The organism is Qipengyuania flavescens (assembly GCF_029688735.1).
GTDB lineage: Bacteria > Pseudomonadota > Alphaproteobacteria > Sphingomonadales > Sphingomonadaceae > Qipengyuania.
Window position 1 is genome coordinate 88,852 of the sequence record NZ_JARULD010000002.1, and the last position, 20,646, is coordinate 109,497.

Sequence of the window (20,646 nt, forward strand, 5' to 3'; positions counted from 1 at the left end):
GCGGCCTGCAGGTCGCCCCTTTTTTCGTGCCCTGCGCCAACTGCGCCGCCCATTTATTTCTTCGAAGTAGCGAAGGGGGAGAAGTCAGTGTCGGTATCGAAAATCTCGACCCCTTCGGCGCGTTTCAGCCAGTTTATCGCCACATAGGTGAAGGGCGTCAGCAGGGCTTCCCACAGCGTCTTGATCAGCCATTGCGACAAGGCCACCTGCCAAAGCAGTTCCACCGGCCACCCGGCCAACCCCCAGAAGGCCAGCGGGTAGAAGATCAGGCTGTCGAGACCCTGGCCGACCACGGTCGATCCGATCGTGCGCGTCCAAAGCGCGCGGCCTTCTGTCCAGATTTTCATCTTGGCCATCACCAGGCTGTTGGCGAACTCGCCTACCCAGAAGGCGACGATGGAGGCGAGCACGATGCGCCAGCTATTGCCGAAAACGAATTCATAGGCCGCCTGTCCCGGCCAGCCTTCCGCCGCCGGCAATCGGACCACGACCCATGCCATGAAGGCCATGAACAGCAGCGCTGCGAAACCGGTCCAGATCACCCGTCGCGCGCGGGCGTAGCCATAGACTTCGGTCAGGATGTCGCCGATGATGTAGCTTACCGGGAAGAACAACACGCCTGCGCCAAACGACCACTCGCCGATCACCGGCAGGACGACATAGCTTGGCTTGGATGCCCCGATGAGGTTCGACAGCAACAGGATCGTGACGAACGCCGCCATCACCAGATCGTAATAGCGGAAGCGCGGCTGCTGGCCGGATGGCGCGGGCGATGCGTGATTTTCCATGGCAAAGCTGGTTAGTGCCGATTGGCGCTGCGGAAAAGCCGCGTTATGGCAGGCCCGGCGCGCGCCCGTAGCTCATCTGGATAGAGCGCGAGACTTCTAATCTTGAGGCAGCAGGTTCGAGTCCTGCCGGGCGCGCCATTCTCAAAAATCCGCAGAATTCTGGGGTTTTCGGATTCACCCGACAGGAATCTGATGGGCACCGAATGGCAGCTTTTGGGCCGGTAGCGGACTGACCGATCATAGCGACGTAAGTCGTGAAACGGACTCTCTATCATATTCCTTGCTAGGGAACTGTGCAAAGGGCGCGGATGGCGTGTAGATTGAATGGGTCAATCCTCGTTGCATCCGTCCTGTCACACCGAATAGGGAGCGAGGCGGCGCTGCATCTACGAGGGCCGGGTTTGCATATTCTCGTCGATCTCCACCTCACGCCCGTATGGCCAGAAATAATGCTGGGAGAAGGCATGGTCCAGCAGCATCCCATCTGTAGAAAAGGGGCGGCAGCCCCGAATATACCGGATATTTAGGTTTCCTAATTATGAATTCGGGCAAAGGAGAAGATCATGCTTCGCTTTGCCCTGTTTGCTGCCGTTCTGGCTTTTCCCTCCGCCGCCCAAGCCAATCCAGGCGCGTCGGCTGGGATGCGTATTTCCCTGAATATCCCAGAGATCTGCCAGCTAGAAGCGTCTATCGCTTCGGTCGATCCGGAAAGCGGGGTTACTACGGGTGATGTGTTCGAAATGTGCAACGCCAGCCGTGGTTTTCGCGTGATCGCATCGCACCGTACATTGGCGGCAGGAGAAACTGCGCGCATCGTTTACGCCGGACAAGCCAGCCCGCTTGCGCCAACCGGCCTCACCGAGATTTCTGTCCGCCAGGGTCCTGTAGCGAAAAAGGTGCCGTTCGTCGTTCAGGCGCGGGGCTTGCGCGAGGAACTGGCGATCAGCCTTGGAATTACGGCCCTTTGATCAAAGGGCACTGACTGTCAGTGTTATCCGGTCGTTGTAACGCCCCGCCGGAACTGACGCCGGCGGAACTTCCAAGCTCATCGGGCGGGTGTTCCCTGAACGGGGAGTAGGAGCAAGATAAGTGAAGGCGCTGATACCCGTGAGATCGACTTGCGCCCCGTCAAAGTACAGACGATAGGGAATTTCGCTGCCAAGATCGACATGCGCCAGATTACCCGAATTGGCGGAAGCGACGTTCACCAGATAAGGCGCGGTGCTGAAAATGCGCGCGCCAAAAGGTTGTGACCGCGTCTGTTCGGACGTTGATAATGTGCCGAGATCAATCCGTGCTCCGGATCCGAAGCCGCCACCGATCACTGCGCCTACGAATCTGACGGAGACCGTGGCTGGAATGAGTATGGTGATCGTAAGGTTTGTCCGGTCGACAAGCGCCCCGTTCTGGTCGAACAAAAGCAGTTCCAGCCGATCAGTGTAAGTACCTGCCGTCAGACCCCACTCGGTAGGTATTTGTAGCTCGAACGGGACCGACCGCCCTTGTGGTCCTGCTGGCGCATTTGCGATGTTCACGTCGCTGAGCGAAGTGCCGCCGGCCGAAGGGTCCTGGAGAATCTCGACTTGCGACTGTCCGGGCGCCCTGAGATTGTATTCGGGAAAGTTTGGATCGACCGGACCCGTCAGACGCGAGACCCTGATTGTCGCCGGGCAAGGATTTCCGACATTACCGCGTCCGGGGTTGCTGTCGTCTCCGCCCGAATTTTTTATACGCACCTGGAAATTTTCGACGGTTATCGCGCCGGGGGCGATCTCGACGCCGCCAACTGCTACGGATTGGTCCGCACTCGCGAATTCGGGCACGCATTCGGCTGCCATCAGCGATGTGGGCATCGCGGCGAGCGCGATCGGGGCCAGGAGTAAGTTCAGCTGTCTCATATCGTCTCCTAGTCGCTTTTCGTCGCTACTCGAACCGTCCCCAACCGAAGAAGGCCCGTGACCTCCATCGGCACTCCGATCGTGAACTCCTGCCCGGTCTCGTCAAGGCGCACGATATAGGTGCGTCCCGGAGCCAGCCCGATTATTCCGAAGCGTCCGGCGGAGTTCGTGAAGAACGGCTGGGCTTCGAAGCCCTCGTCGTCGACCGAAGTGATCCGTCCAACCATGAGCGCGGCTGGTTCGTCGCCCGATTGCAGAAAGCCGACTGCACTTACGAACCGGTCGTTGCCAACGACGAATTCGTAGCCGCTTCGGTAAGGCGGATCGACACGGGCCACACCCGTCCCGATGTCGTAGCCAGCTTCGAGCGAGTCGATATCGTATCGCACGTCTTGCGTATTGTAAGATGAGAGACGGCTGACCACAGCCGCGCCCAATGGTCCGCTGGCGGCTTCGTATCCGCCGCCGGTAAGGCTGCGTCCGGTAATAACGTCGGTGCCCCGGAGCGTTTGATGGGGACGGGCGAGAAGGAATGCGTCTTGGATCGGACGACCGATACCAAACACGCCATCCGCTATCGCGAAAGATGTACCGAGTTGCAGTCTGGCGGTCCGGTTGTCGGTTACTCCACCAAGGTCCGGTCCCGAGGTTGCAAGCGAAGCACGCGCCTCGAACCGATTGGATATGTAGTCTACTACCCCGTCCAGTGATGTGCTGCCGTCGGACGATTGCGCATTGATAGAATAGCCTAGCGACCCGACATCGTTGGTCAAACTGCGTGACAGCGTAGCGCGCGCCAACTTGCGTCTGCTTTGGTAACTGGCATCGGCCCGATGCCGCCCGCCGAAGAAATAGGAAACGGATGCGCGTACACCATAGTTGCGACCGAACACCGAACCCGTCCCGTACTCAACCCCGGCGGTAAACCGCAGGTTTTGTCTGGTAGAATGTGAAATGTCCGCGAAGAAGGTGCTCTGGTCCCTCGCTCCCGATCGCGACAGGTAATTGGCACCGCCTAGGATCGAAGTGCGCGGGGAAAGCGATTTGCTGAAGATGGCATTGAGCGAAAGGCTCTCGAGGCGGAAATCGGTAAGATCGCTCACGGTCCGGAAGTTGTCACTGTTGTAATCGAAACTGGCCGAAAAGCGGATCGCTTCTGGACCGAAACCTGCGATGAGACGGTACCCACCCCGCACGGCGAAGCCCGTGCCACTGCCCGAGCTCACTGCCGCCTGCAGATCGAAGCTGCCAGGGATCAACTGAGGCACGAAGCGTGTTTCTGCCGAAACCACCTGCACGTCCTGCGAAGCCTGGAAGCCGCCCCCGAGGATCAGCGTATCGCTCAAAGCTTTGCGGTAATGCGCGATTGCTACGGGATCGTCCGAATACCGCGGCTGCAGGTCCAGTTCCGTCGCGAGCACTCCGGCCGCGAAGGTGTATTCGTCCTCCCCGGCCTCGAGTTCGATCGGCTCGAAGAAATAGTCGAAGCGCGTCACCTGTTCCCGCCCCGTTGCATCCCGCACGACCAGTTCGACGTCGTTAGATCCCGCCTGTATTGGCAGATCTTCGAGGCTGTAAGTACCGGGCTGGAGATCCAGGGTCTGATATGAAGCGCCGTTAACGATGACCTCAACGGTGGAAGGGGAGGTCAGCAGGATCTGCCGTCCACCCAGATTGACGACTGGCGCAAACGGGTCAAAAACGCGGCGGCTTTTTTCTAGGGCGACTCCGCCGATGAAGGGGGTCTGCAACGTACCGGTGTTGGTCAGCCGAAGATCACCCGCGCTCCATCGTCGATAGGTTTCAGGCTGATCGTAGACCGCTCTTACTGCCCGCCTGTAGGGACGATACTGGCCGTTCAGTCCCTCGGCGAGTCCGCCGTCATATTCGAGAACGACGTTGCGATAGCGGGCTGCGCCGGAAAGAAAGACTTCGGGTGGCCCCAGGCCGCCGGTGTCCCGGTAGATCAGGTTTGCACTGGTATTAAGATAGGCGCTGAAATTCGCCGGCTCGATCGTCGGTAGCTCGGGCTCGGCGGACTCATGTCTCCCTCTCAGCGGTTCGATAGGGCGGTAGGTCGCCTCGATCGCCTGTACCACAAGTTCCAGGCGCGACATGTCGAAATTGATGTCGAATCCTGCAGTCGCCAGTTCCGACGAGGTAATGAAAGGATCCCCCGCAATAGCTTCGCGGAGGCGGATGACGCCCGCATCGTTCAATAGTCTCGAGAGTTGGGTGGTCAGCGACTGGCTTTCGATAGCGGCCGTTCCATCAGGCTCCACCTGAACGAGCACGTCCCCCAGTACACGACCATTCCATACCAGCGGGACCGACATGTCGATCGAACGCGATTGCCCGCCGGCAGCCGGTTCCGCCCCCGGCTGCGCAACCATGTCGTTGGCGCGTGCACCATAGGGCAGGCTTAGACAGGCAGTTATGATTGCTAATCGGCTGACCCCCGCGATCAGCCCGGCGGATTTGCCCCCGCTCACGGATCAGCCCCCCAGTGTAACGGTCAGGCCTTCCTCGGCCATTGGCCTTTCCGTGGGAATGAAGAACGACCGGAACCGCTCGGGCGCAACTACTCCGACGCCGATCAGCTTCGCCATCTGCTCCGGCGTCAGCTGCATGCTGACGGCGGTTCCATCCTCGGCCTGTCCGCGTACCTGCCACGGCAAGGCTCCTGCGGTGAAGTATCGGGTGCCGCGATTGGCCAGCCGCACCTGGATGCCTGGCTGTTCACCGTTCATCACGGGAGCCACCTCGTCGACCACCGGCTCCGGGGCACTACCGTCAGGTATGACATTCACCAGGACGTTGAAGTTGACGACAACCTGGACTTGCGACTGACCCGGCGAAACTTCCACCGGAACCTGCCGGACCTGCATGTAGTAGACTTCGGATTTAGCCAGCTCAGGATCGCCGACATACTGCACGCGGAATGCTTGTTGCGAATTGGCAGGCACGACAATTTGGGCCGGAAAAACGAGAAAATCGTCGTCCGCCGGAAATAGTTCCAGCTGTCCGTCTTCGCTGATTACGCCGCGGAACATCTGGACTTCCACCGGAAATTCTCCGGCTCCGGGATTGGTGAGTTCGACCCGCGCGATGGATTCCCGGCCGAACGGTTCGACGTCGACGACCATCGGCGAAAGACGGGCTGCCTGTACAGGCAGCGGTGCGCTTGCCAGCAAAGCCGCGCTCAGTACGGCGAGAATATATCTGATCACTGCAACCCCCACTCGATCCTTCGCCACTCCGGCGAAAGGTCCGCACATTGATCCCTATCCGTCAATGTGCGGTAAACGCAGAAAAAGGGGGAACCGAAGCTCCCCCTCTTCCTGTTTAAAAGGCTCGTTCAGCCTCAGATCGCGCCGAGGGTGATAACGGCGGTGTCGACATAAGAGCCGGCAACCGGACGCTTCTGAGTATCGTCACGGTCGATGTAGACCTTCAGGTTGGCATCGTCGTGGAACGCGCCGCCAGGAGTGACGGTCGGCGAGCTGCCGGTGCCCTTGGTGCGGTAATCGAGCTTGCCGAAGCTGCCATCGTTCGAGGTCAGCTCAATGCGGTAATGGATCAGGTTGGTGAAATCCGCAGCATCGTTTGCTGCGAGGCTGGCGCCGGCAGCATTCAGAAGACCGTTGTTGGCGGTGGATTTCGCAGCGATCTGCGCGGCGTAGTTGCAGCTCACGTAGATGTTCTGCGTGCCCGAATCGGCATTTTGCGAACCGTTCTTCAGCAGCAGCGCATTGGCACCAGCGCCTTGGTTGATGTTAACAGAAGCAAATTCGAAAGCGGCAGGCGCTTCGATGCTGCATTCGTCAGCTACGGTGGCACTAACGTCGAGAGTGGCGGAGTCGGTAGCATCGGCAAGGGCAGGCGACGAGACCATAGCGGTAGTCGCAATAGCAACCAGAGCAAGCTTCTTCATAAGGTACTTCCTTTCAGACATCATAGCGAGAACAGTGCTTAGCACTGCCGTTAAGTGCGAACCCAAACGCAACCTCCATGAAAGGAAATTGCTAGAACTCCGTCTTTTATATCTGCGGAGTGCAACAAACGCGCATTCTTTTGATTCAGCGAAGATTTCCGCAGATGATTTTCTGCATGTCCCCTCGAATCCCCGTCCTGCGATGCAAATCACTTAACAAGGTGTTAAACCAAATGTAAATGCCAAGGCCTTGTGTTTATGGGGAATGTTTCGCGATGGCACAGTCGACCTCGGCCCCCATAAGGAAAAGGCTTAACAGGTGGTCGGGAAACTTAGCAAAAGTTTAGTTTGCCGCAGCGAATTGAGGCTATTCACAGGATATGCTAGGCCTGAAGACTTCTATACGGGATAGCCATCATGACAGTCGGCAGAGGAGCGCAGTCGCGCAGTTCGGCGCGTTACACCTTACAACTGCCGATATCGATTATCTCCGGAGAAGGAGCGGAGCCTCCCGGTAGCATTCTCAACCTGTCACGCGAGGGTTGCCTGCTCTCCACGCTCGAATATCTGTTACCTGGTCAGTCGGTAAAAATGAAGATTGCCCCGCGCGACGAGCACCCCATCGAGGCTTCTGTAGCGTGGTCTAGCGACACGCTGTATGGCTGTACCTTCGTCACTCCACTCTCGGCGGACCACCTTTCGGACATCCTGCGTGTCAATCCCGTTAGTCCGACCGAGGTCACTTCGTCCGAAAGTTTTCTGGCCAAGCTTCCCGAAGCGTTGCTGGCTGCGCGGCAGGCCTCGGGCTACACCACGACCGAACTGGCTCGACATCTCGGGGTCAGCAGGCCGACCTTGTGGGCTTGGGAGAGCGGCCGTGCGACCCCTTCTCACGACAATCAGCAATCGGTGCTCGACTTTCTAAGACGGTCACAATTTGCCGGGGTAGAAATGCGGGAAAGCATGGTGGCGCCGGACAACGGTTCAAATGTCTTTTTTCAGGAAACGATCGCCGCTTCCCGACGCGATCTTGCTCACAAGCTCGGCCTTGACGAAGATCAGATTCGCATTTCGATAAAGTTCTAAAATGCCGTCTCGCAATAAGCGTACAGGGTTCCGTTGCTTACCAGAACGACGCCTTTCAGTACTTCTCTCATGATGCGGTTCGCAGACACGATCCCAAGGTCATCGCCTCTCAGGTGTCATGCGACAAAGAGGAAAACGGCGCGCACCACGGTATCGCCACACGGCTCAGCAAAGACTCAAAATCTACCGGCAGCGCCATCCATGAAAAGCAGTTCTCGGGTTTGATAGCAAATGCTCGAAGGTCCGAAATGACGGCGTGTAGCTGCCATCGAAGCACGGCTAAGCCAATGGCAGCTTTCGGGTCAAAATCGACACCGCTCGAATGACCGTGATGAGGGCGCGAAGCTGCCGGTGCATCGGATGCAATCAACGGCAAACCACTGAAGAGCCTATTGGCTACACGCTGCGGGCAGCCCATCGTTGGTTTATGCCGAACTCGCGCATTAGCAGCAATTGACCGGGCTGTAGTTTGCTTCGCCGTTGTTCGCTACCCGCGCCCGTGCGCATATCGTCTGCCAGAGAAGCCCGCATACTCGTACCGGAAGGTACGCTACCGCGATGTGCGTGAAAAACGCGCAAGACATTTTTGGGTCGCGTGAAGTGGCAGAAAGGAGGTTTGGGGGTCTTAGCGAGAGAAATTGTTTAGCTTGCGCCAAACGAAAAGGAACCCCACACCTCCTACAGCCAAGGAGCGCGACGCGTATGCGCGCTCCTACTCCTATACAATCGACGGAACAGTCGTTTCGCTTACTCAGGCAGCGCTGAAGCAACACGCCATCCACCGCCGCGAACTGGTCGACCAAGTCTTCGATTTCCATTGTTTCATGTGAGGTGCGTTAAATTGGCTGTCACTCGGCTGCGTGACAGTGATGAACGAAGGGCTGCTTTCAGGCGGTCCCTTGTAGAGCCGCAATCATAGCGCAGAGCGGACCTTAGCCGCTCAATTGGACGAGAATTTCCCGATGATTCGAGTGCCCATCTTTGTCACGTCGGGCGCACCAAATCATCGGCTGGGGGAGTGCCTATCCCCGCGCTACTGAGTCCAACGGCTCGCCGGTTACCGGATAGCCGAGATCCTCGCCGATCTCGAGCCACGTCTGGCCGTCGCGGTCACCCATATAGGGCGTGATCGTGCGCACCGGGATCGCCTCGGCCTGGGCTTTGGCTTCGGCGTAGCTGCCGAACAGCGCGAGCCGCTCGAGATTGCGGCGGGTTGGAAAGATGACCTTGATCTCGCCGCGCTCTGCGGCATCCAGCGCGCCCTGTGCGGTCGTCCAGAACAGATGGGTGTTCTCGGACAGATCGGCTTCGATCTCGACTGCCCCCGTGCCGAGGTCCGCGAGGTAGAAGCGCGTGTCGTAGACGCGCGGGATGCGCTCGTTTTTCGGGAACCAGCGGGCGAAGGGCGTCAGCTGGTCAAGATCGAGGTCCCAGCCGAAATGATCGAGCACCGGCGCCAGTTCACCGGTCTGCTGGAGATAGTCTCGCGCCGCGCGGGCCTTGGCCGCGTCGATATCGCCCGAGAGCCCGATTGCGAGGCCGGTTTCTTCCAGCGTTTCCCTTACCACGGCAATCTGGTGCGCGGCCTCGTCCGGGTCGAGCGGCCCGCCGATCCGCGCGCCAAGATCGAAATCTGCCGGATCGACCCGCCCGCCCGGAAACACGGCCATTCCGCCAGCGAAGACCATCTCGCGCGACCGGATCGTCATGAGGATTTCCGGCGGACCATCTTCCGCACCATGGCGGAAGATCACGACAGTGGCGGCGGGAATTCCTTCGGCAGATGGGTCGGATGGTGCGCTCATGCCGGCATGTGTGGCCTGCGATGCGCAGCTTGCCAAGTGCATTCGCCGAAGCGGTGTCGGAGAAGTTTACAGATACTTCGGGTCAAGACTTGGCATTAACCATCGAAACTGCTGCAAATGCTGAGAATGTCTAGTTTGGCACGGGCCGTGCATAATGCTGGATGTCCCGACACAGTCTCCCGCGGGGCGCGCTGTCCCTGGTTTTAAGCAGCGCCTCGACGTGAACAAAAAGGCCCGCCCGGTTGTCTCCCGGGCGGGCCTTTCCCGTTCTGGTCTCGTCAGCTTGGGAAATCAGGACTCGGCTTTCGCCACCTGCTTTTCATCCATCATGGTCTGAAGCTCTCCGGCTTCGAACATTTCCATCATGATGTCGCTGCCGCCAACGAATTCACCCTTCACATAAAGTTGCGGAATGGTCGGCCAGTCCGAATAGGTCTTGATGCCTTGCCGGATTTCCATGTCCTGCAAAACGTCCACGCTTTCATAGGCGACGCCGCAATGGTCGAGGATCGCGACTGCGCGGCTCGAGAAGCCACACTGGGGGAACAGCGGCGTGCCCTTCATGAACAGGACTACATCGTTGGAGCCGACAACGTCGGCGATGCGGGTATTGGTGTCGGACATAGCGGTCCGTCCTTTATCTGAGAAACTTGATGGGGATCAGTTGGGGGCTTGGGTGGTCAGTTGCAAGGCGTGCAGTTCGCCGCCCATGCGCCCGCCCAGCGCGTCGTAGACCATCTTGTGCTGCTGCACCCGGCTCTTGCCAGCGAACTGCGGGGCAGTGACCTTTGCTGCCCAATGATCGTTGTCGCCCGCCAGATCGCGCATTTCCACCTCCGCGCCGGGAAGCGCCGATGTTATCGCCTCGACGATATCGTTTGCCGCCATCGGCATCGGATCAGCTTTCGCTCATATACTGGCGGCGGGCCTCTACGGCGCACTCTTCCAGCTTAGCGCGGATGTCGGCTTCGCTGACATCGCAATCTGCGGCGGTCAGGTCGCCCAGCAGCTTGCGGATCACGTCCTCGTCGCCCGCTTCCTCGAAGTCGGCCTGTACGACCGCTTTCTTGTAAGCGTCGGTTTCTTCTTCGGTCAGGCCCATCAGGCCGGCGGCCCACTCGCCGACCAGTCGATTGCGGCGTGCCGCGATCTTGAAGGCGGTTTCCTGGTCGAAGGCGAATTTGGATTCCTCGCCGCGTTCGCGATCCTTGAAGTCGGTCATGTCGTGTCCCTCGGGAATGAATAGCTCTAGCGGGGGGATAGGCGCGGCCCATCCCACCCGCAAGGGCGCTAGTCCATGGTGACGACGAGTTTTCCGATTGCGCCGCGGTTTTCCAGCTTGGCAATGGCCTCGTGGGCGCGTTCGATCGAATAGGTCTCGCTGACCAGCGGGCTGATCTTGCCCGCCTTCCACAAATCGAACAGCTCGGCGATGTGGGCCTTGTTCTTCTCCGGCTCGCGAGCGGTGAACGCGCCCCAGAACACACCGCGGATGTCGCAGCTCTTTAGCAGCGTCAGGTTGAGCGGCATCTTGGCGATCCCGGCAGGGAAGCCGATCACCAGAAAACGACCTTCCCATGCGATCGAACGCAGGGCCGGCTCCGAATAATCGCCACCGACGATGTCGTAGACGATATCCGCCCCGCCTTCGCCGACAGCGGCTTTGAAGTCGTTCGCTAGCTGCTTGGAGGTATCCTTGTCGAAAGGCGCGCGGGGATAGATCACCACCTCGTCCGCACCGGCTTTCCTTGCGGTCTCGCCCTTTTCCTCGGTGGAGACGGCTGCGACCACACGGCAGCCATAGGCCTTGGCGAGTTCCACGGCAGAGAGACCGACGCCGCCCGCTGCGCCGAGCACGAGGACGGTTTCGCCCTCCTTGATGTCGCCGCGATCCTTCAGGCCGTGGATGGTCGTGCCATAGGTCATCAGCAAGGCGCTGGCCTGCACCAGGTCGATGCCCTCGGGCACCTTGAATAGACGCGCGGCATCGACGGCCACCTTTTCCTGCAGGCCACCGTTGCCGACCCCGCAAATCACCCTGTCACCGACTGCGAAGTCTTCGACGCCATCGCCCAGCGCCTCGATCGTGCCGGAGATTTCGCCACCCGGAGCGAAAGGGCGGGGCGGCTTAAACTGATACATGTCGCGAATGATCAGCGTGTCGGGGAAGTTGATAGCACAGGCGGCGACCTTGATCAGCACCTGGCCCTTGCCGGGGGTGGGCTCGGCGATATCTTCGACCACCAAGGTTTCGGGGCCCCCGGTTTCCTTCGACAGGACTGCTTTCATGCTGCGTCTCTCCTTTGCGGCGCGTCGAGCCAGGGAAGGGCCTGCGCGCGCTGTTGTTCATGGGTTTCAATGGGTGCGCTGCGTTCCAGCGTCAGCCCGATTTCGTCCAGCCCGTCCAGCAGGCAATGCTTGCGGAACGGATCGACTTCAAAAGCGAAACGATCCTGGAAGGGGGTGGTAACGGTCTGGTTCTCCAGATCGATCGTGATGGGGTGGCCCGCGGCAATTTCGAGCAGGCGGTCGACCTGATCCTGCGACAATTCGACAGTCAGGATGCCGTTCTTGAACGCGTTACCCGAAAAGATGTCCGAGAAACTCGGCGCAATCACCGCCGTGATGCCGAGATCGAGAAGCGCCCATGCGGCATGTTCGCGGCTCGATCCGCAGCCGAAATTGTCGCCCGCGATCAGGATCGGGGCACCGGCGAAATCCTCTACGTCGAACGGATTGCCGGGCGCTTCGCGGATGGTCTCGAATGCACCTTTTCCGAGCCCCTCGCGGCTGACCGTTTTGAGCCAGTGCGCAGGAATGATGACGTCGGTATCGACATTCTTGAGGCCCAGCGGGATCGCGCGGCCTTCGATCGTCGATACCTTGTCCATCAATCGGTCTCCGGTTTCTCGCCCGAGGGAATTTTGCCGGGCTGCTCTGGCTTGTTTTTGTCGGTGGTGCGCTTGCCTGCATAGAGCAGCGCGGCGGCGATGGCGGCGGAGCCAATGGCTCCGGCGATCTTGAGCTTGTTCGTCATGCCCCGTTCAATGGTCAGGCATCGACCGCTTGGCAAGGGGCGAGGGTGCGGACATCGGCGAGGCGACCGGTGACAGCGGCGGCAGCGGCCATCGCCGGGCTGACGAGATGAGTGCGTGCTCCCGGACCCTGGCGGCCGACGAAATTGCGATTGCTGGTGGATGCGCAGCGTTCGCCGGGTGGGACCTTGTCGGGATTCATTGCGAGGCAGGCGGAACAACCAGGCTCGCGCCACTCGAACCCGGCAGCCGTGAAGACCCGGTCCAGCCCCTCGGCTTCCGCCTGCCGCTTGACTAGGCCGGAACCGGGCACGACGATCGCCCATCGCACGTTCGAGGCTTTCGTGCGGCCTTTGAGCACGTCCGCGGCGGCGCGCAAATCCTCGATGCGGCTGTTGGTGCAGCTGCCGATGAAGACATTCTCGATCGCGATGTCCTCGATGCGCTGGCCGGGTTCGAGGCCCATATAATCGAGGCTCTTGCGGGCGGCAGATTGCTTGGAGGGGTCGGCGAAGCTTTCAGGGGCTGGCACATTGCCGCCGACTGCCACGACGTCTTCGGGGCTGGTGCCCCAGCTTACGGTCGGCTCGACATCCGCGGCATCGATCACGACGGTCTTGTCGAATACGGCATCGGGGTCGGAGTGCAGCGTCTTCCACCACGCGACCGCCCTGTCCCATGCCTCGCCTCGCGGAGCATAGGGACGACCTTCGAGATAGGAAAAGACCGTATGGTCCGGCGCAATCAGCCCGGCGCGCGCACCGCCTTCGATGCTCATGTTGCAGACGGTGAGCCGGCCCTCGACGCTCATGCGCTCGAACACGGCCCCGCGATATTCGATCACGTGGCCGGTACCGCCCGCCGTGCCGATCACGCCGATGATGTGCAGGATCAGGTCTTTCGGCGTGACACCCGGTCCGAGTTCGCCTTCGACTCTCACTTCCATCGATTTCGACGGGCGCAATTGCAGCGTCTGCGTTGCCAGCACATGTTCGACCTCGCTAGTGCCGATGCCGAAGGCGAGCGCGCCGATGCCGCCATGCGCGGCGGTGTGGCTGTCCCCGCAGACGATCGTCGCACCGGGGAGCGAGAAGCCCTGCTCCGGCCCGACCACGTGGACGATGCCCTGTTCGGGTGCGACCGCGTCGATATAATCGATACCGAAGGCAGGCGCGTTCGCTTCCAGCGCGGCGAGCTGTGCGGCACTCTGTGGATCCTCGATCGGCAGGCGTTTCCCAGCGGCATCGGTGCGCTGGGTGGTCGGCAGATTGTGGTCGGGAACGGCAAGGGTCAGGTCGGGCCGACGCACTGTGCGTCCCGCCAACCGCAAAGCCTCGAAGGCCTGCGGGCTTGTGACTTCGTGCACCAGATGCCGGTCGATATAGAGGATGCACGTGCCGTCATCGCGGCGCTCGACGACATGGGCGTCCCAGATTTTTTCGTAAAGCGTGCGCGGTTTGCTGGCCATGGCGCGAAATTGCGGCACGAATGCCACGAGCGCAAAAAGGCAATTCCAGAGTCTTCCAAACTTAACCTTTCTCTGCTCTACTGACACTTATGTCAGCAAAGCCATTCGCCTTTCCGATCAAAGTGATTCCCTCGGACATCGACTTCATGGGGCACGTGAACAACGCGCGTTACCTGAACTGGGTGCAGGATACGGTGCTGGCGCATTGGCAGAAGCTTGCGCCGGCCGAGGAAGTGGCGAGCAAGGCTTGGGTCGCGCTCAAGCACGAGATCACCTACCGCAAGCCCGCCTTTCTCCATGACGATGTGATCGCCGAAACGGTGCTCGAAAAGATCAAGGGTGCCCGGTCATTCTACAACACCGTCATCAAGCGCGGCGAGGAAGTTCTCGCCGAGGTGCAGAGCATGTGGTGCTGCCTCGATAGCGAAACGCATCGCCCCGCGCGCATCAGCAGCGAAGTCGCCGAGAAATTTTTCGGTCTTAAGAACCGCCAGCCCTCTTCCGGGGAATAGGGTTTTGCGCCGACGGCTGCGCCTCCCTATATAGCAAATATGGGTCGACCCTCGGTCAGTACTGAAACTGCAGCCGGCGGAATACGCCAGGCTTTGACAGGCCTCGCGCTGACGGCCGCAATCTTCGCCGCGTGGCTGACGATCCATCTCTTCGCCATGTTTGTCTTCGACCTGACCTGGGCAAGCTTGCCGCTGACTCTCGCGATGGCGATCGTCCAGTGCTGGCTTTCCGTCGGCATGTTCATCGCCAGCCACGATGCGATGCATGGCTCACTGGTCCCCGGCGGCAGGCGCATAAACGATGTGGTCGGCGGGTTCCTGCTGTTCGTATACGCCGGCTTCGCCTGGAGGCGGATGCGCAAAGCGCATTTCGCGCATCACAAGGCGCCGGGTACCGCTGACGACCCGGACTTCAGCGTCGATCATCCGACGCGGTTCTGGCCGTGGTACGGTACCTTTCTGAAGCGCTATTTCGGATGGCAGTCCATCGCCTTCGTCAGCACGATCGTATCCACATATTGGCTGTTGCTGGGCGTGCCGGTCGAGAAGATCGTCCTGCTCTACGGCGCTCCGGCGATCGCTTCTTCGATGCAGCTGTTCTATTTCGGGACCTATCGCCCGCATCGGCACGACGCTGCCGGTTTCGCCGACAAGCACAACGCGCGCAGCGAAGATTTCGGCACGCTGGCCTCTCTCGCCAGCTGCTTTCATTTCGGCTATCATCACGAACACCACCGCGCGCCGCATGTGCCGTGGTGGAAGCTGCCGGCCACGCGGAAGGCCATGGCCCTCGAAGAGACCAAAGCATGAGTATCGGTGCAATTCTCCTGACCGTCTTCCTGTCGATTCTCGGCATGGAGCTGTTCGCGTGGTGGGCGCACAAATACATCATGCACGGCTGGGGCTGGGGCTGGCACCGTGACCATCACGAGCCGCACGACAAGGTGTTCGAGAAGAACGATCTCTATGCCGTCACCTTTGGCACGATCGTGTTCGCCATGTTCGCCATCGGCTATGTCATGGGTTGGGACGTGCTGTGGTGGGTGGCCTTCGGGATCACCTGCTACGGTGTGATCTACACGCTGGTGCATGACGGACTGGTTCACCAGCGATACTGGCGCTGGGTGCCCAAGCGCGGCTATGCCAAGCGGCTGGTGCAGGCGCACAGGCTGCACCATGCGACGATCGGCAAGGAAGGCGGGGTCAGCTTCGGCTTCGTGTTTGCGCGCGATCCCGCGAAGCTGAAAGCCGAATTGAAGCGCCAGCGCGATTCAGGCGAGGCCGTCGTGCGCGAAAGCGCCGGAGCCTAGGGCCCCGGCGCTTCCGGTTTCTTCGCTATAGCTCGCTTTACTTCGCGTAATTCACATAGAGGCCGTGGATCAGGCCGGGAATGAAGCCGAGCAGCGTCAGCACGAGGTTGATCAGCGTCGTCGTGCCCAGACCATGCTTTGCTGCAACGCCCAGCGGGGGCAGCAGAATGGTCGCGATCAGAATCAGAATTGCCATTGAGAGTGTCCTTTCGTTCACCCTCCCGTCGTATGATTGATCAACGGGTCGTCCCTGCCGCAGTTCCCGCTATCATTCGTTGCGCGTGGCAATCCAGCCGCCGCAAATCACCAGAATGGCAATCGAAATCCAGTACCAGGGATGGCCGAGTGTATACCACGTGAAGACCGCGCCCACACTCATCGCACCGATGGCCATGGTCTTTGCGCGCCGACTGATGGCGCGCCGTTCGCGCCAGTCTTTCACCTGCGGCCCCCAGTGCGGGTGGTCGAGGATTTTCTGCTCCCATTCGGGATTGCTGCGAGCGAAGAAATAGACCGCCAGCAACAGGAACGGGACGGTGGGCATGATCGGCAGGAATGCGCCGACCGCAGCGAGGCCGACGCTCAGCAGGCCAAGCCCGCGATAGATCGGGCGTTTCATTTCATCCCGCCGCGATCCGCGCCGCATGTTCCTTCACCAGCGAGATCATGTTCGGCACGCCCTGCGTACGATTGCTGGATAGCTGGTTCTTGAGGTCAAACGGTTCGAGCGCGGCCGTGACGTCCATTTGCGCGACGTCTTCGGCCGGCCTGTCCTGCACCGCGCTGATGACGAGCGCGACGATGCCCTTGGTGATCGCAGCATTGCTGTCGGCGAGGAAGTGAAGCTTGTCGGCTTCGCCGGTCGGATAGACCCAAACTGCCGCAGAACAGCCGCGCACCAGCGTCGCATCCGTTTTGAGCGCATCGGGCATCGGCTCCAGCTCGCGGCCCAGCTCGATCAGCAGGCGATAGCGTTCGTCCCCTTCGAGAAACTCGTATTCTTCGGCAATGTCGTCGAGGTTTCGCACCGTATCTCCGTTCGCCGGGCCCTATCCCGATTGTCGCGCGCCGCTAAGCGGGAAAGCGGCAGGCGGCAAGTCTAAGACGAACGGGTCGGCGATAGGTTCACAAGTCCACGCCGCTGGCGATCGCTTCGAGTTTGCGGATGCGCTCCTTCAGGTCGGCGATCTCGATCCGGGCGGCGCCCATGGGCGAGCCCTCCGAGCGCGGCGCGTTGTCCTGTTCGAGCTCGCGGCGCTTCAGCTCAAGCCAGCCGTGCCAGCCGCGCAGCATGGCGGTTGCGACGATGACCAGGCCGAGCAGGCTCGCACAAGCGATGATGATGGATGGTTCGAACATTGTTCCCTCATGTCCTCCTTGAACCGGTGTTGATCCTGCCGCCTCAGTCGGCCTGCTTGTCTCGCAGCGCTTCGATCTCGGCGGAAATTCTCTTGGTTTCGGCAGCGTCGAGCGAGTTGCCTTCGGTGGCGATCCGTTCGAGCACCTTAATGCGTTCGTGCAACTCCTCGATTTCGCGCCTCGCAGCGGGATCGTCCCATTGCCGGTTCTCGACGCCGTTGCGCTCTGGTTTCTCGTTCCGATGCACGCCGTGACGGTTTCGGCTTAGCTGGACAATTCCCCAGACTACGATCGCAACGATTGCTACGGCGGCCCATCCAGTCATTGCGCGGCCTCCCCCGTGTTCTTCTCGATCCGATCGAGCGTGCGCAATTCGTCGATCTGAGAAGCGAGCGCATGATTGCTGTCGGTCGCGATCCGCTCGAGCACACGGACGCGTTCTTCCATTCTGCTGTAGTCGCCGTTCTGGAAACGGGCCTGCTGCGCTTTCGCTTCTTCGGCGCGCGCCTGCAGCTCCAGCTTGCGCTCCTTGTGATCGTGCTCGCGCTTGTTCATGACATAAGCAAAGGGAAAGATGATCGACAGAACGACAAGGATGAAGCCGAAGATCAGGAGCAGGTTAGGGTCCATTAATTAGCCTCCCGCTTGTCGCGCAGCTGTTCGATCTCGCTGGTCAGGTGATAGCCGCTATCGGTGACGATGCGTTCGACATTGGCCATCCGGTCCTTCATCGAACCGAGCTCGGCGCGCAGTTCGGCGTTCTCCTGTGTCAGCAGCTTGACCCGCTCGACCGCCTGGTCGTTCTTCGGATAGATCGCCTTGCCCCAGCTGTTCTCCAGCGGGTAGCCCATCTTCATGCGCATCCAGCTGTTCACGATCCAGCCGCCGGTCATGATCGCAACACCGACGATGATCGCCGTTTCGCTAAAAAATTCCATTACGCTTTCTCCCCTTTCTTCAGCGACAGCGGCACTCCGTTGCCTTCGTCGCGGTCGCGCAAAGCCTCGATCTCGTCATGGAGCGAGTAGCCGCGATCGGTGACGATCTTCTCCAGCACGATCATGCGGTCCTGCATGGCGTCGAGCTTGTCGTGAAGCTGGCGGTTCTCTGCCTTGAGCGCTTTCGTTTCGACGGTATCGCCGCGCTCGGTCTTGCCGCCCCATTCGTCTTCCAGCGAATAGCCATGCTTGGCGCGGATCCAGTTGTTGACGAGCCAGCCCACAGTGCTGATCGCGACCAGCAGGACAACGAAGGTCGGTCCACCCCAATCCATCACGCCTTCTCCTGTCGCTTGTTATCGAGCGGGACGCCTGCGCCTTCTTCATGGCTCTTGGTATCGCGCAGCGCTTCGATCTGGGCGGCCACGTCGTAGCCCTTGTCGGTCACGATCCGCTCCAGCACCTGGACGCGCTGCTCCAGTTCGGCGACCTGGGTCGCGTGGCGGGCGGCTTCCTCGGCGCTTTGCGAGGCAGTGGCGTTGAGGCGCTTCTCCTCCAGCTTGCGCTGGTTAGCGATCCACACGATGGCGACGACCATGATGAAGGGCGCCAGCGGGATCATGAGTGCGAGAATGCCTTCCATAAGTCTTCCCCTGTTGTCTGGTGCTTACCGAAGCCGTTCGATTTCGGCGTTCAGGCGCGGATTGCTGCTGACGTAGAAGGTTTCGACTTCGGCCAGGCGGCGATCGACATCCTTCATCTTGGCGCGGATTTCGCGCGCCGTGCGCTTCGGGTTCTGCCGCACGCGCTGCCAGTATTTGCTCTCGTCCTGATCGGTGTAGAGATGCGGCGGCTTCTTGTTGAGCAGGATGCCGGCAGCGAAATAGGCGAGGATCGGCCAGCCCATGCTGATGGCCAGGATCAAGAAGCCCAGCCGGACCCACAGGGCGTTGACCCCGGTGTAGTCGGCGATGCCCGAGAGCACGCCCATGAACTTCGCATTCTGCTTGTCGCGATAGAGGGTGGTGCGGGGGCTGTTCACTGGGATGCTCCTTTTTTCTCGGCCATCAGCTGTTCGAGTTCGCGCAGCTGCTGGTTGTCGACTTCGCTGTCATGAACCAGTCGGGCCGGCTTGAAGTCGGGATTGTCGGACGCAACCAGGCGCTCGACCGTGTCCATCCGGTCGTCGAGCCGCTTGGCGAGGCTGTAGAGTTCCTCCAGCAGCGCTTCGTCGTCGGTGGTGATGGTGGCGGAGGTCTTCCACTTTGTGATGTAGTGAAGGACGATCCACGGCAGGGCGATGAAGATCGCCACGATTGCAAATATTTCGTCCATTGATCAGTCCTCCTTCGGATCGCTGCCTTTACCCAGCGCTTTTTTCATCTGTTCGAGTTCGTCGTCGATGGCATCGGCCCCTTCCAGCGCGGCGATTTCGTCCGCGAGGTTCGGGCTGTTGTTGCCATCGGCAATCTGCAGTGCATCGGCGCGCCCTTCGGCGTAATCGACGCGGCGTTCGAGCTGGTCGAAGCGGCTCAGCGCATCGTCCACCCGCTCATTGGTCATCAGGCTGCGCAGCTTGACGCGGTTCTCCGCGCTTTCCAGCCGGGCCGCGATGGCGGTCTGGCGGCTGCGCGCTTCGCGCAGGCGGTTCTGCAACTTCTGGATGTCCTGCTCATAGGCCCGCAGGGCATCGTCGAGCACCGAGATTTCCTGCTTCAGCTGGTCGGACATGTCCGATGCCTTCTTGCGCTCCACCAGGGCGGCGCGGGCGAGGTCTTCGCGATCCTTCGATAGCGCTAGCTGGGCCTTCTCGCCCCAATCGGCCTGGAGCTTGTCCAGCTTGACCGTGTGGCGATGCATTTCCTTCTGGTCGGCGATGGTGCGCGCGGCACTCGCGCGGACTTCGACCAGCGTTTCCTCCATTTCGAGGATGATCATGCGGATCATCTTCTGGGGGTCGTCGGCCTTGTCCAGCATGTCGTTGAAATTGGCGGCGATGATATCGCGGGTGCGGCTGAAAATGCCCATCAATGGTGCTCCAGTAGAAAAAAAGTCCGATCCGAACCCGGAATCCTTGGCGCGTCCGCCCTCGCGAGTCGGGGTGGGCGAGCGGCGCAGCCGTTCTACCTCTTCCTCGAGCCGCGACAAATTCGTGCGGGGGCGGCCCGGAGCGTCTTGGAGACTGTCGGGGGAGTTGCGCTCCGGGCCAAGGGGATCGTGGTCGGGCGGCAAGGTCATGCGATCTCGACCTGCTCGTAGGTTGCGATCGCCGCGACCGGCGTCGTGACCGTGATATGCGAGCTTAGCATTACGAATGCCGACATGGCGACGATGCTGGCGAGCGCTGCCTGGCCCAGCTGGGTGCGGAAGAAGCTGCGATCGTACATGGCGGTGTGCCTCCCTTGGGGTCGTCCGGCTGATCCGGGGACCGAAATTGCTGTTGTGATATGTTCAGCAAGGGCCGTGCCAAAACTTGAAAGTGGCCGGAAAGCTTTAAGTTCTCATCGGTATGC

The 20,646-nt window shown here is 60.4% G+C and carries 31 protein-coding genes and 1 tRNA gene; 6 read left to right on the top strand and 26 right to left on the bottom strand.

Annotated elements, in window-relative coordinates; genetic code table 11:
* Positions 1-53: 53 nt before the first annotated feature.
* Positions 54-788, bottom strand: a complete 735-nt coding sequence (locus P8R33_RS05585) for a queuosine precursor transporter (RefSeq protein ID WP_278328011.1) — start codon at positions 786-788, stop codon at positions 54-56.
* Positions 789-849: 61 nt separating this feature from the next.
* Between P8R33_RS05585 and P8R33_RS05590 the strand changes: the two genes are divergently transcribed.
* A tRNA-Arg gene (locus P8R33_RS05590) sits at positions 850-926 on the top strand.
* Between the two features lie 425 nt (positions 927-1,351).
* Positions 1,352-1,756, top strand: a complete 405-nt coding sequence (locus P8R33_RS05595) for a hypothetical protein (protein WP_278328012.1) — start codon at positions 1,352-1,354, stop codon at positions 1,754-1,756.
* Here the strand turns inward: P8R33_RS05595 and P8R33_RS05600 are convergent, their stop codons facing one another.
* From P8R33_RS05600 to P8R33_RS05615, 4 genes are all read right to left on the bottom strand, one after another.
* Positions 1,757-2,686, bottom strand: a complete 930-nt coding sequence (locus tag P8R33_RS05600; RefSeq protein WP_278328013.1) for a Csu type fimbrial protein — start codon at positions 2,684-2,686, stop codon at positions 1,757-1,759. It abuts the gene before it with no gap.
* Between the two features lie 8 nt (positions 2,687-2,694).
* Positions 2,695-5,178 (bottom strand): fimbria/pilus outer membrane usher protein, encoded by a 2,484-nt coding sequence (locus P8R33_RS05605; RefSeq protein ID WP_278328014.1) that lies wholly within the window; start codon positions 5,176-5,178, stop codon positions 2,695-2,697.
* Between the two features lie 3 nt (positions 5,179-5,181).
* Positions 5,182-5,916 (bottom strand): fimbria/pilus periplasmic chaperone, encoded by a 735-nt coding sequence (locus P8R33_RS05610; RefSeq protein WP_278328015.1) that lies wholly within the window; start codon positions 5,914-5,916, stop codon positions 5,182-5,184.
* A 134-nt stretch (positions 5,917-6,050) separates the two neighbouring features.
* Complete coding sequence (locus P8R33_RS05615) at positions 6,051-6,620, bottom strand: spore coat protein U domain-containing protein (protein ID WP_278328016.1); 570 nt, start codon at positions 6,618-6,620, stop codon at positions 6,051-6,053.
* 417 nt (positions 6,621-7,037) lie between these two features.
* Between P8R33_RS05615 and P8R33_RS05620 the strand changes: the two genes are divergently transcribed.
* Positions 7,038-7,706 (top strand): PilZ domain-containing protein, encoded by a 669-nt coding sequence (locus P8R33_RS05620; protein WP_278328017.1) that lies wholly within the window; start codon positions 7,038-7,040, stop codon positions 7,704-7,706.
* A 1,022-nt stretch (positions 7,707-8,728) separates the two neighbouring features.
* On the opposite strand, the gene P8R33_RS05625 is transcribed toward P8R33_RS05620, so the two are convergent.
* From P8R33_RS05625 to leuC, 8 genes are all read right to left on the bottom strand, one after another.
* Positions 8,729-9,511, bottom strand: coding sequence for an NUDIX hydrolase (locus P8R33_RS05625; RefSeq protein WP_278328018.1), 783 nt, complete (start codon positions 9,509-9,511; stop codon positions 8,729-8,731).
* A gap of 291 nt (positions 9,512-9,802) precedes the next feature.
* Entirely contained in the window at positions 9,803-10,135 is a 333-nt protein-coding gene (gene grxD / locus P8R33_RS05630; RefSeq protein WP_278328019.1) for a Grx4 family monothiol glutaredoxin, read from the bottom strand.
* Positions 10,136-10,171: 36 nt separating this feature from the next.
* The gene (locus P8R33_RS05635) at positions 10,172-10,405 is read right to left on the bottom strand and encodes a BolA/IbaG family iron-sulfur metabolism protein (protein ID WP_278328020.1); all 234 of its coding nucleotides are present in this window, start codon (positions 10,403-10,405) and stop codon (positions 10,172-10,174) included.
* Between the two features lie 4 nt (positions 10,406-10,409).
* Positions 10,410-10,733: a DUF1476 domain-containing protein gene (locus P8R33_RS05640; RefSeq protein WP_278322105.1), complete on the bottom strand. Its 324-nt coding sequence runs from the start codon at positions 10,731-10,733 to the stop codon at positions 10,410-10,412.
* A 68-nt stretch (positions 10,734-10,801) separates the two neighbouring features.
* Positions 10,802-11,800 (bottom strand): NADPH:quinone oxidoreductase family protein, encoded by a 999-nt coding sequence (locus P8R33_RS05645; RefSeq protein ID WP_278328021.1) that lies wholly within the window; start codon positions 11,798-11,800, stop codon positions 10,802-10,804.
* Positions 11,797-12,402: a 3-isopropylmalate dehydratase small subunit gene (gene leuD, locus P8R33_RS05650; RefSeq protein ID WP_278328022.1), complete on the bottom strand. Its 606-nt coding sequence runs from the start codon at positions 12,400-12,402 to the stop codon at positions 11,797-11,799. Before leuD ends, P8R33_RS05645 begins: the two co-directional genes overlap by 4 nt.
* Complete coding sequence (locus P8R33_RS05655; protein WP_278328023.1) at positions 12,402-12,548, bottom strand: isopropylmalate isomerase; 147 nt, start codon at positions 12,546-12,548, stop codon at positions 12,402-12,404. The genes leuD and P8R33_RS05655 overlap by 1 nt, the downstream gene beginning before the upstream one ends.
* Before the next feature lie 14 nt (positions 12,549-12,562).
* On the bottom strand, positions 12,563-14,014 hold the full coding sequence (gene leuC, locus P8R33_RS05660) for a 3-isopropylmalate dehydratase large subunit (RefSeq protein ID WP_278328024.1): 1,452 nt from the start codon (positions 14,012-14,014) through the stop codon (positions 12,563-12,565).
* Positions 14,015-14,103: 89 nt separating this feature from the next.
* On the opposite strand from leuC, the gene P8R33_RS05665 reads away from it, so the two are divergent.
* Genes P8R33_RS05665 through P8R33_RS05675 form a run of 3 tightly spaced genes read left to right on the top strand, consistent with a single transcriptional unit; the run spans position 14,104 to position 15,836 of the window.
* Positions 14,104-14,526: an acyl-CoA thioesterase gene (locus tag P8R33_RS05665; protein ID WP_278328025.1), complete on the top strand. Its 423-nt coding sequence runs from the start codon at positions 14,104-14,106 to the stop codon at positions 14,524-14,526.
* 39 nt (positions 14,527-14,565) lie between these two features.
* Positions 14,566-15,336 carry a fatty acid desaturase gene (locus P8R33_RS05670; protein ID WP_278328026.1) on the top strand — a complete coding sequence of 257 codons (771 nt, stop codon included), beginning with the start codon at positions 14,566-14,568 and terminating at the stop codon, positions 15,334-15,336.
* Positions 15,333-15,836: a sterol desaturase family protein gene (locus P8R33_RS05675; RefSeq protein WP_278328027.1), complete on the top strand. Its 504-nt coding sequence runs from the start codon at positions 15,333-15,335 to the stop codon at positions 15,834-15,836. Before P8R33_RS05670 ends, P8R33_RS05675 begins: the two co-directional genes overlap by 4 nt.
* Positions 15,837-15,873: 37 nt before the next feature.
* On the opposite strand, the gene P8R33_RS05680 is transcribed toward P8R33_RS05675, so the two are convergent.
* The 13 genes from P8R33_RS05680 to P8R33_RS05740 all read right to left on the bottom strand — a co-directional run bounded on the left by P8R33_RS05680 (position 15,874) and on the right by P8R33_RS05740 (position 20,520).
* Entirely contained in the window at positions 15,874-16,032 is a 159-nt protein-coding gene (locus P8R33_RS05680) for a YqaE/Pmp3 family membrane protein (RefSeq protein WP_278328028.1), read from the bottom strand.
* A gap of 72 nt (positions 16,033-16,104) precedes the next feature.
* Positions 16,105-16,455, bottom strand: coding sequence for a YbaN family protein (locus P8R33_RS05685; protein WP_278328029.1), 351 nt, complete (start codon positions 16,453-16,455; stop codon positions 16,105-16,107).
* Position 16,456: 1 nt separating this feature from the next.
* Positions 16,457-16,864 (bottom strand): SufE family protein, encoded by a 408-nt coding sequence (locus P8R33_RS05690; RefSeq protein WP_278328030.1) that lies wholly within the window; start codon positions 16,862-16,864, stop codon positions 16,457-16,459.
* A gap of 97 nt (positions 16,865-16,961) precedes the next feature.
* Entirely contained in the window at positions 16,962-17,195 is a 234-nt protein-coding gene (locus P8R33_RS05695) for a hypothetical protein (RefSeq protein WP_278328031.1), read from the bottom strand.
* 43 nt (positions 17,196-17,238) lie between these two features.
* The gene (locus P8R33_RS05700; RefSeq protein WP_278328032.1) at positions 17,239-17,520 is read right to left on the bottom strand and encodes a hypothetical protein; all 282 of its coding nucleotides are present in this window, start codon (positions 17,518-17,520) and stop codon (positions 17,239-17,241) included.
* The gene (locus P8R33_RS05705; RefSeq protein ID WP_278328033.1) at positions 17,517-17,825 is read right to left on the bottom strand and encodes a hypothetical protein; all 309 of its coding nucleotides are present in this window, start codon (positions 17,823-17,825) and stop codon (positions 17,517-17,519) included. The genes P8R33_RS05700 and P8R33_RS05705 overlap by 4 nt, the downstream gene beginning before the upstream one ends.
* Positions 17,825-18,133: a hypothetical protein gene (locus tag P8R33_RS05710; protein ID WP_278328034.1), complete on the bottom strand. Its 309-nt coding sequence runs from the start codon at positions 18,131-18,133 to the stop codon at positions 17,825-17,827. Before P8R33_RS05710 ends, P8R33_RS05705 begins: the two co-directional genes overlap by 1 nt.
* Positions 18,133-18,468, bottom strand: coding sequence for a hypothetical protein (locus P8R33_RS05715; RefSeq protein ID WP_278328035.1), 336 nt, complete (start codon positions 18,466-18,468; stop codon positions 18,133-18,135). Before P8R33_RS05715 ends, P8R33_RS05710 begins: the two co-directional genes overlap by 1 nt.
* Positions 18,468-18,776, bottom strand: a complete 309-nt coding sequence (locus tag P8R33_RS05720; RefSeq protein ID WP_278328036.1) for a hypothetical protein — start codon at positions 18,774-18,776, stop codon at positions 18,468-18,470. Before P8R33_RS05720 ends, P8R33_RS05715 begins: the two co-directional genes overlap by 1 nt.
* A gap of 24 nt (positions 18,777-18,800) precedes the next feature.
* The gene (gene pspC / locus P8R33_RS05725; protein ID WP_278328037.1) at positions 18,801-19,175 is read right to left on the bottom strand and encodes an envelope stress response membrane protein PspC; all 375 of its coding nucleotides are present in this window, start codon (positions 19,173-19,175) and stop codon (positions 18,801-18,803) included.
* The gene (gene pspB / locus P8R33_RS05730) at positions 19,172-19,468 is read right to left on the bottom strand and encodes an envelope stress response membrane protein PspB (RefSeq protein WP_278328038.1); all 297 of its coding nucleotides are present in this window, start codon (positions 19,466-19,468) and stop codon (positions 19,172-19,174) included. The genes pspC and pspB overlap by 4 nt, the downstream gene beginning before the upstream one ends.
* Before the next feature lie 3 nt (positions 19,469-19,471).
* Positions 19,472-20,371 (bottom strand): phage shock protein PspA, encoded by a 900-nt coding sequence (gene pspA / locus P8R33_RS05735; protein ID WP_446532497.1) that lies wholly within the window; start codon positions 20,369-20,371, stop codon positions 19,472-19,474.
* On the bottom strand, positions 20,368-20,520 hold the full coding sequence (locus tag P8R33_RS05740) for a hypothetical protein (RefSeq protein WP_278328039.1): 153 nt from the start codon (positions 20,518-20,520) through the stop codon (positions 20,368-20,370). The genes pspA and P8R33_RS05740 overlap by 4 nt, the downstream gene beginning before the upstream one ends.
* Positions 20,521-20,646: the final 126 nt, after the last annotated feature.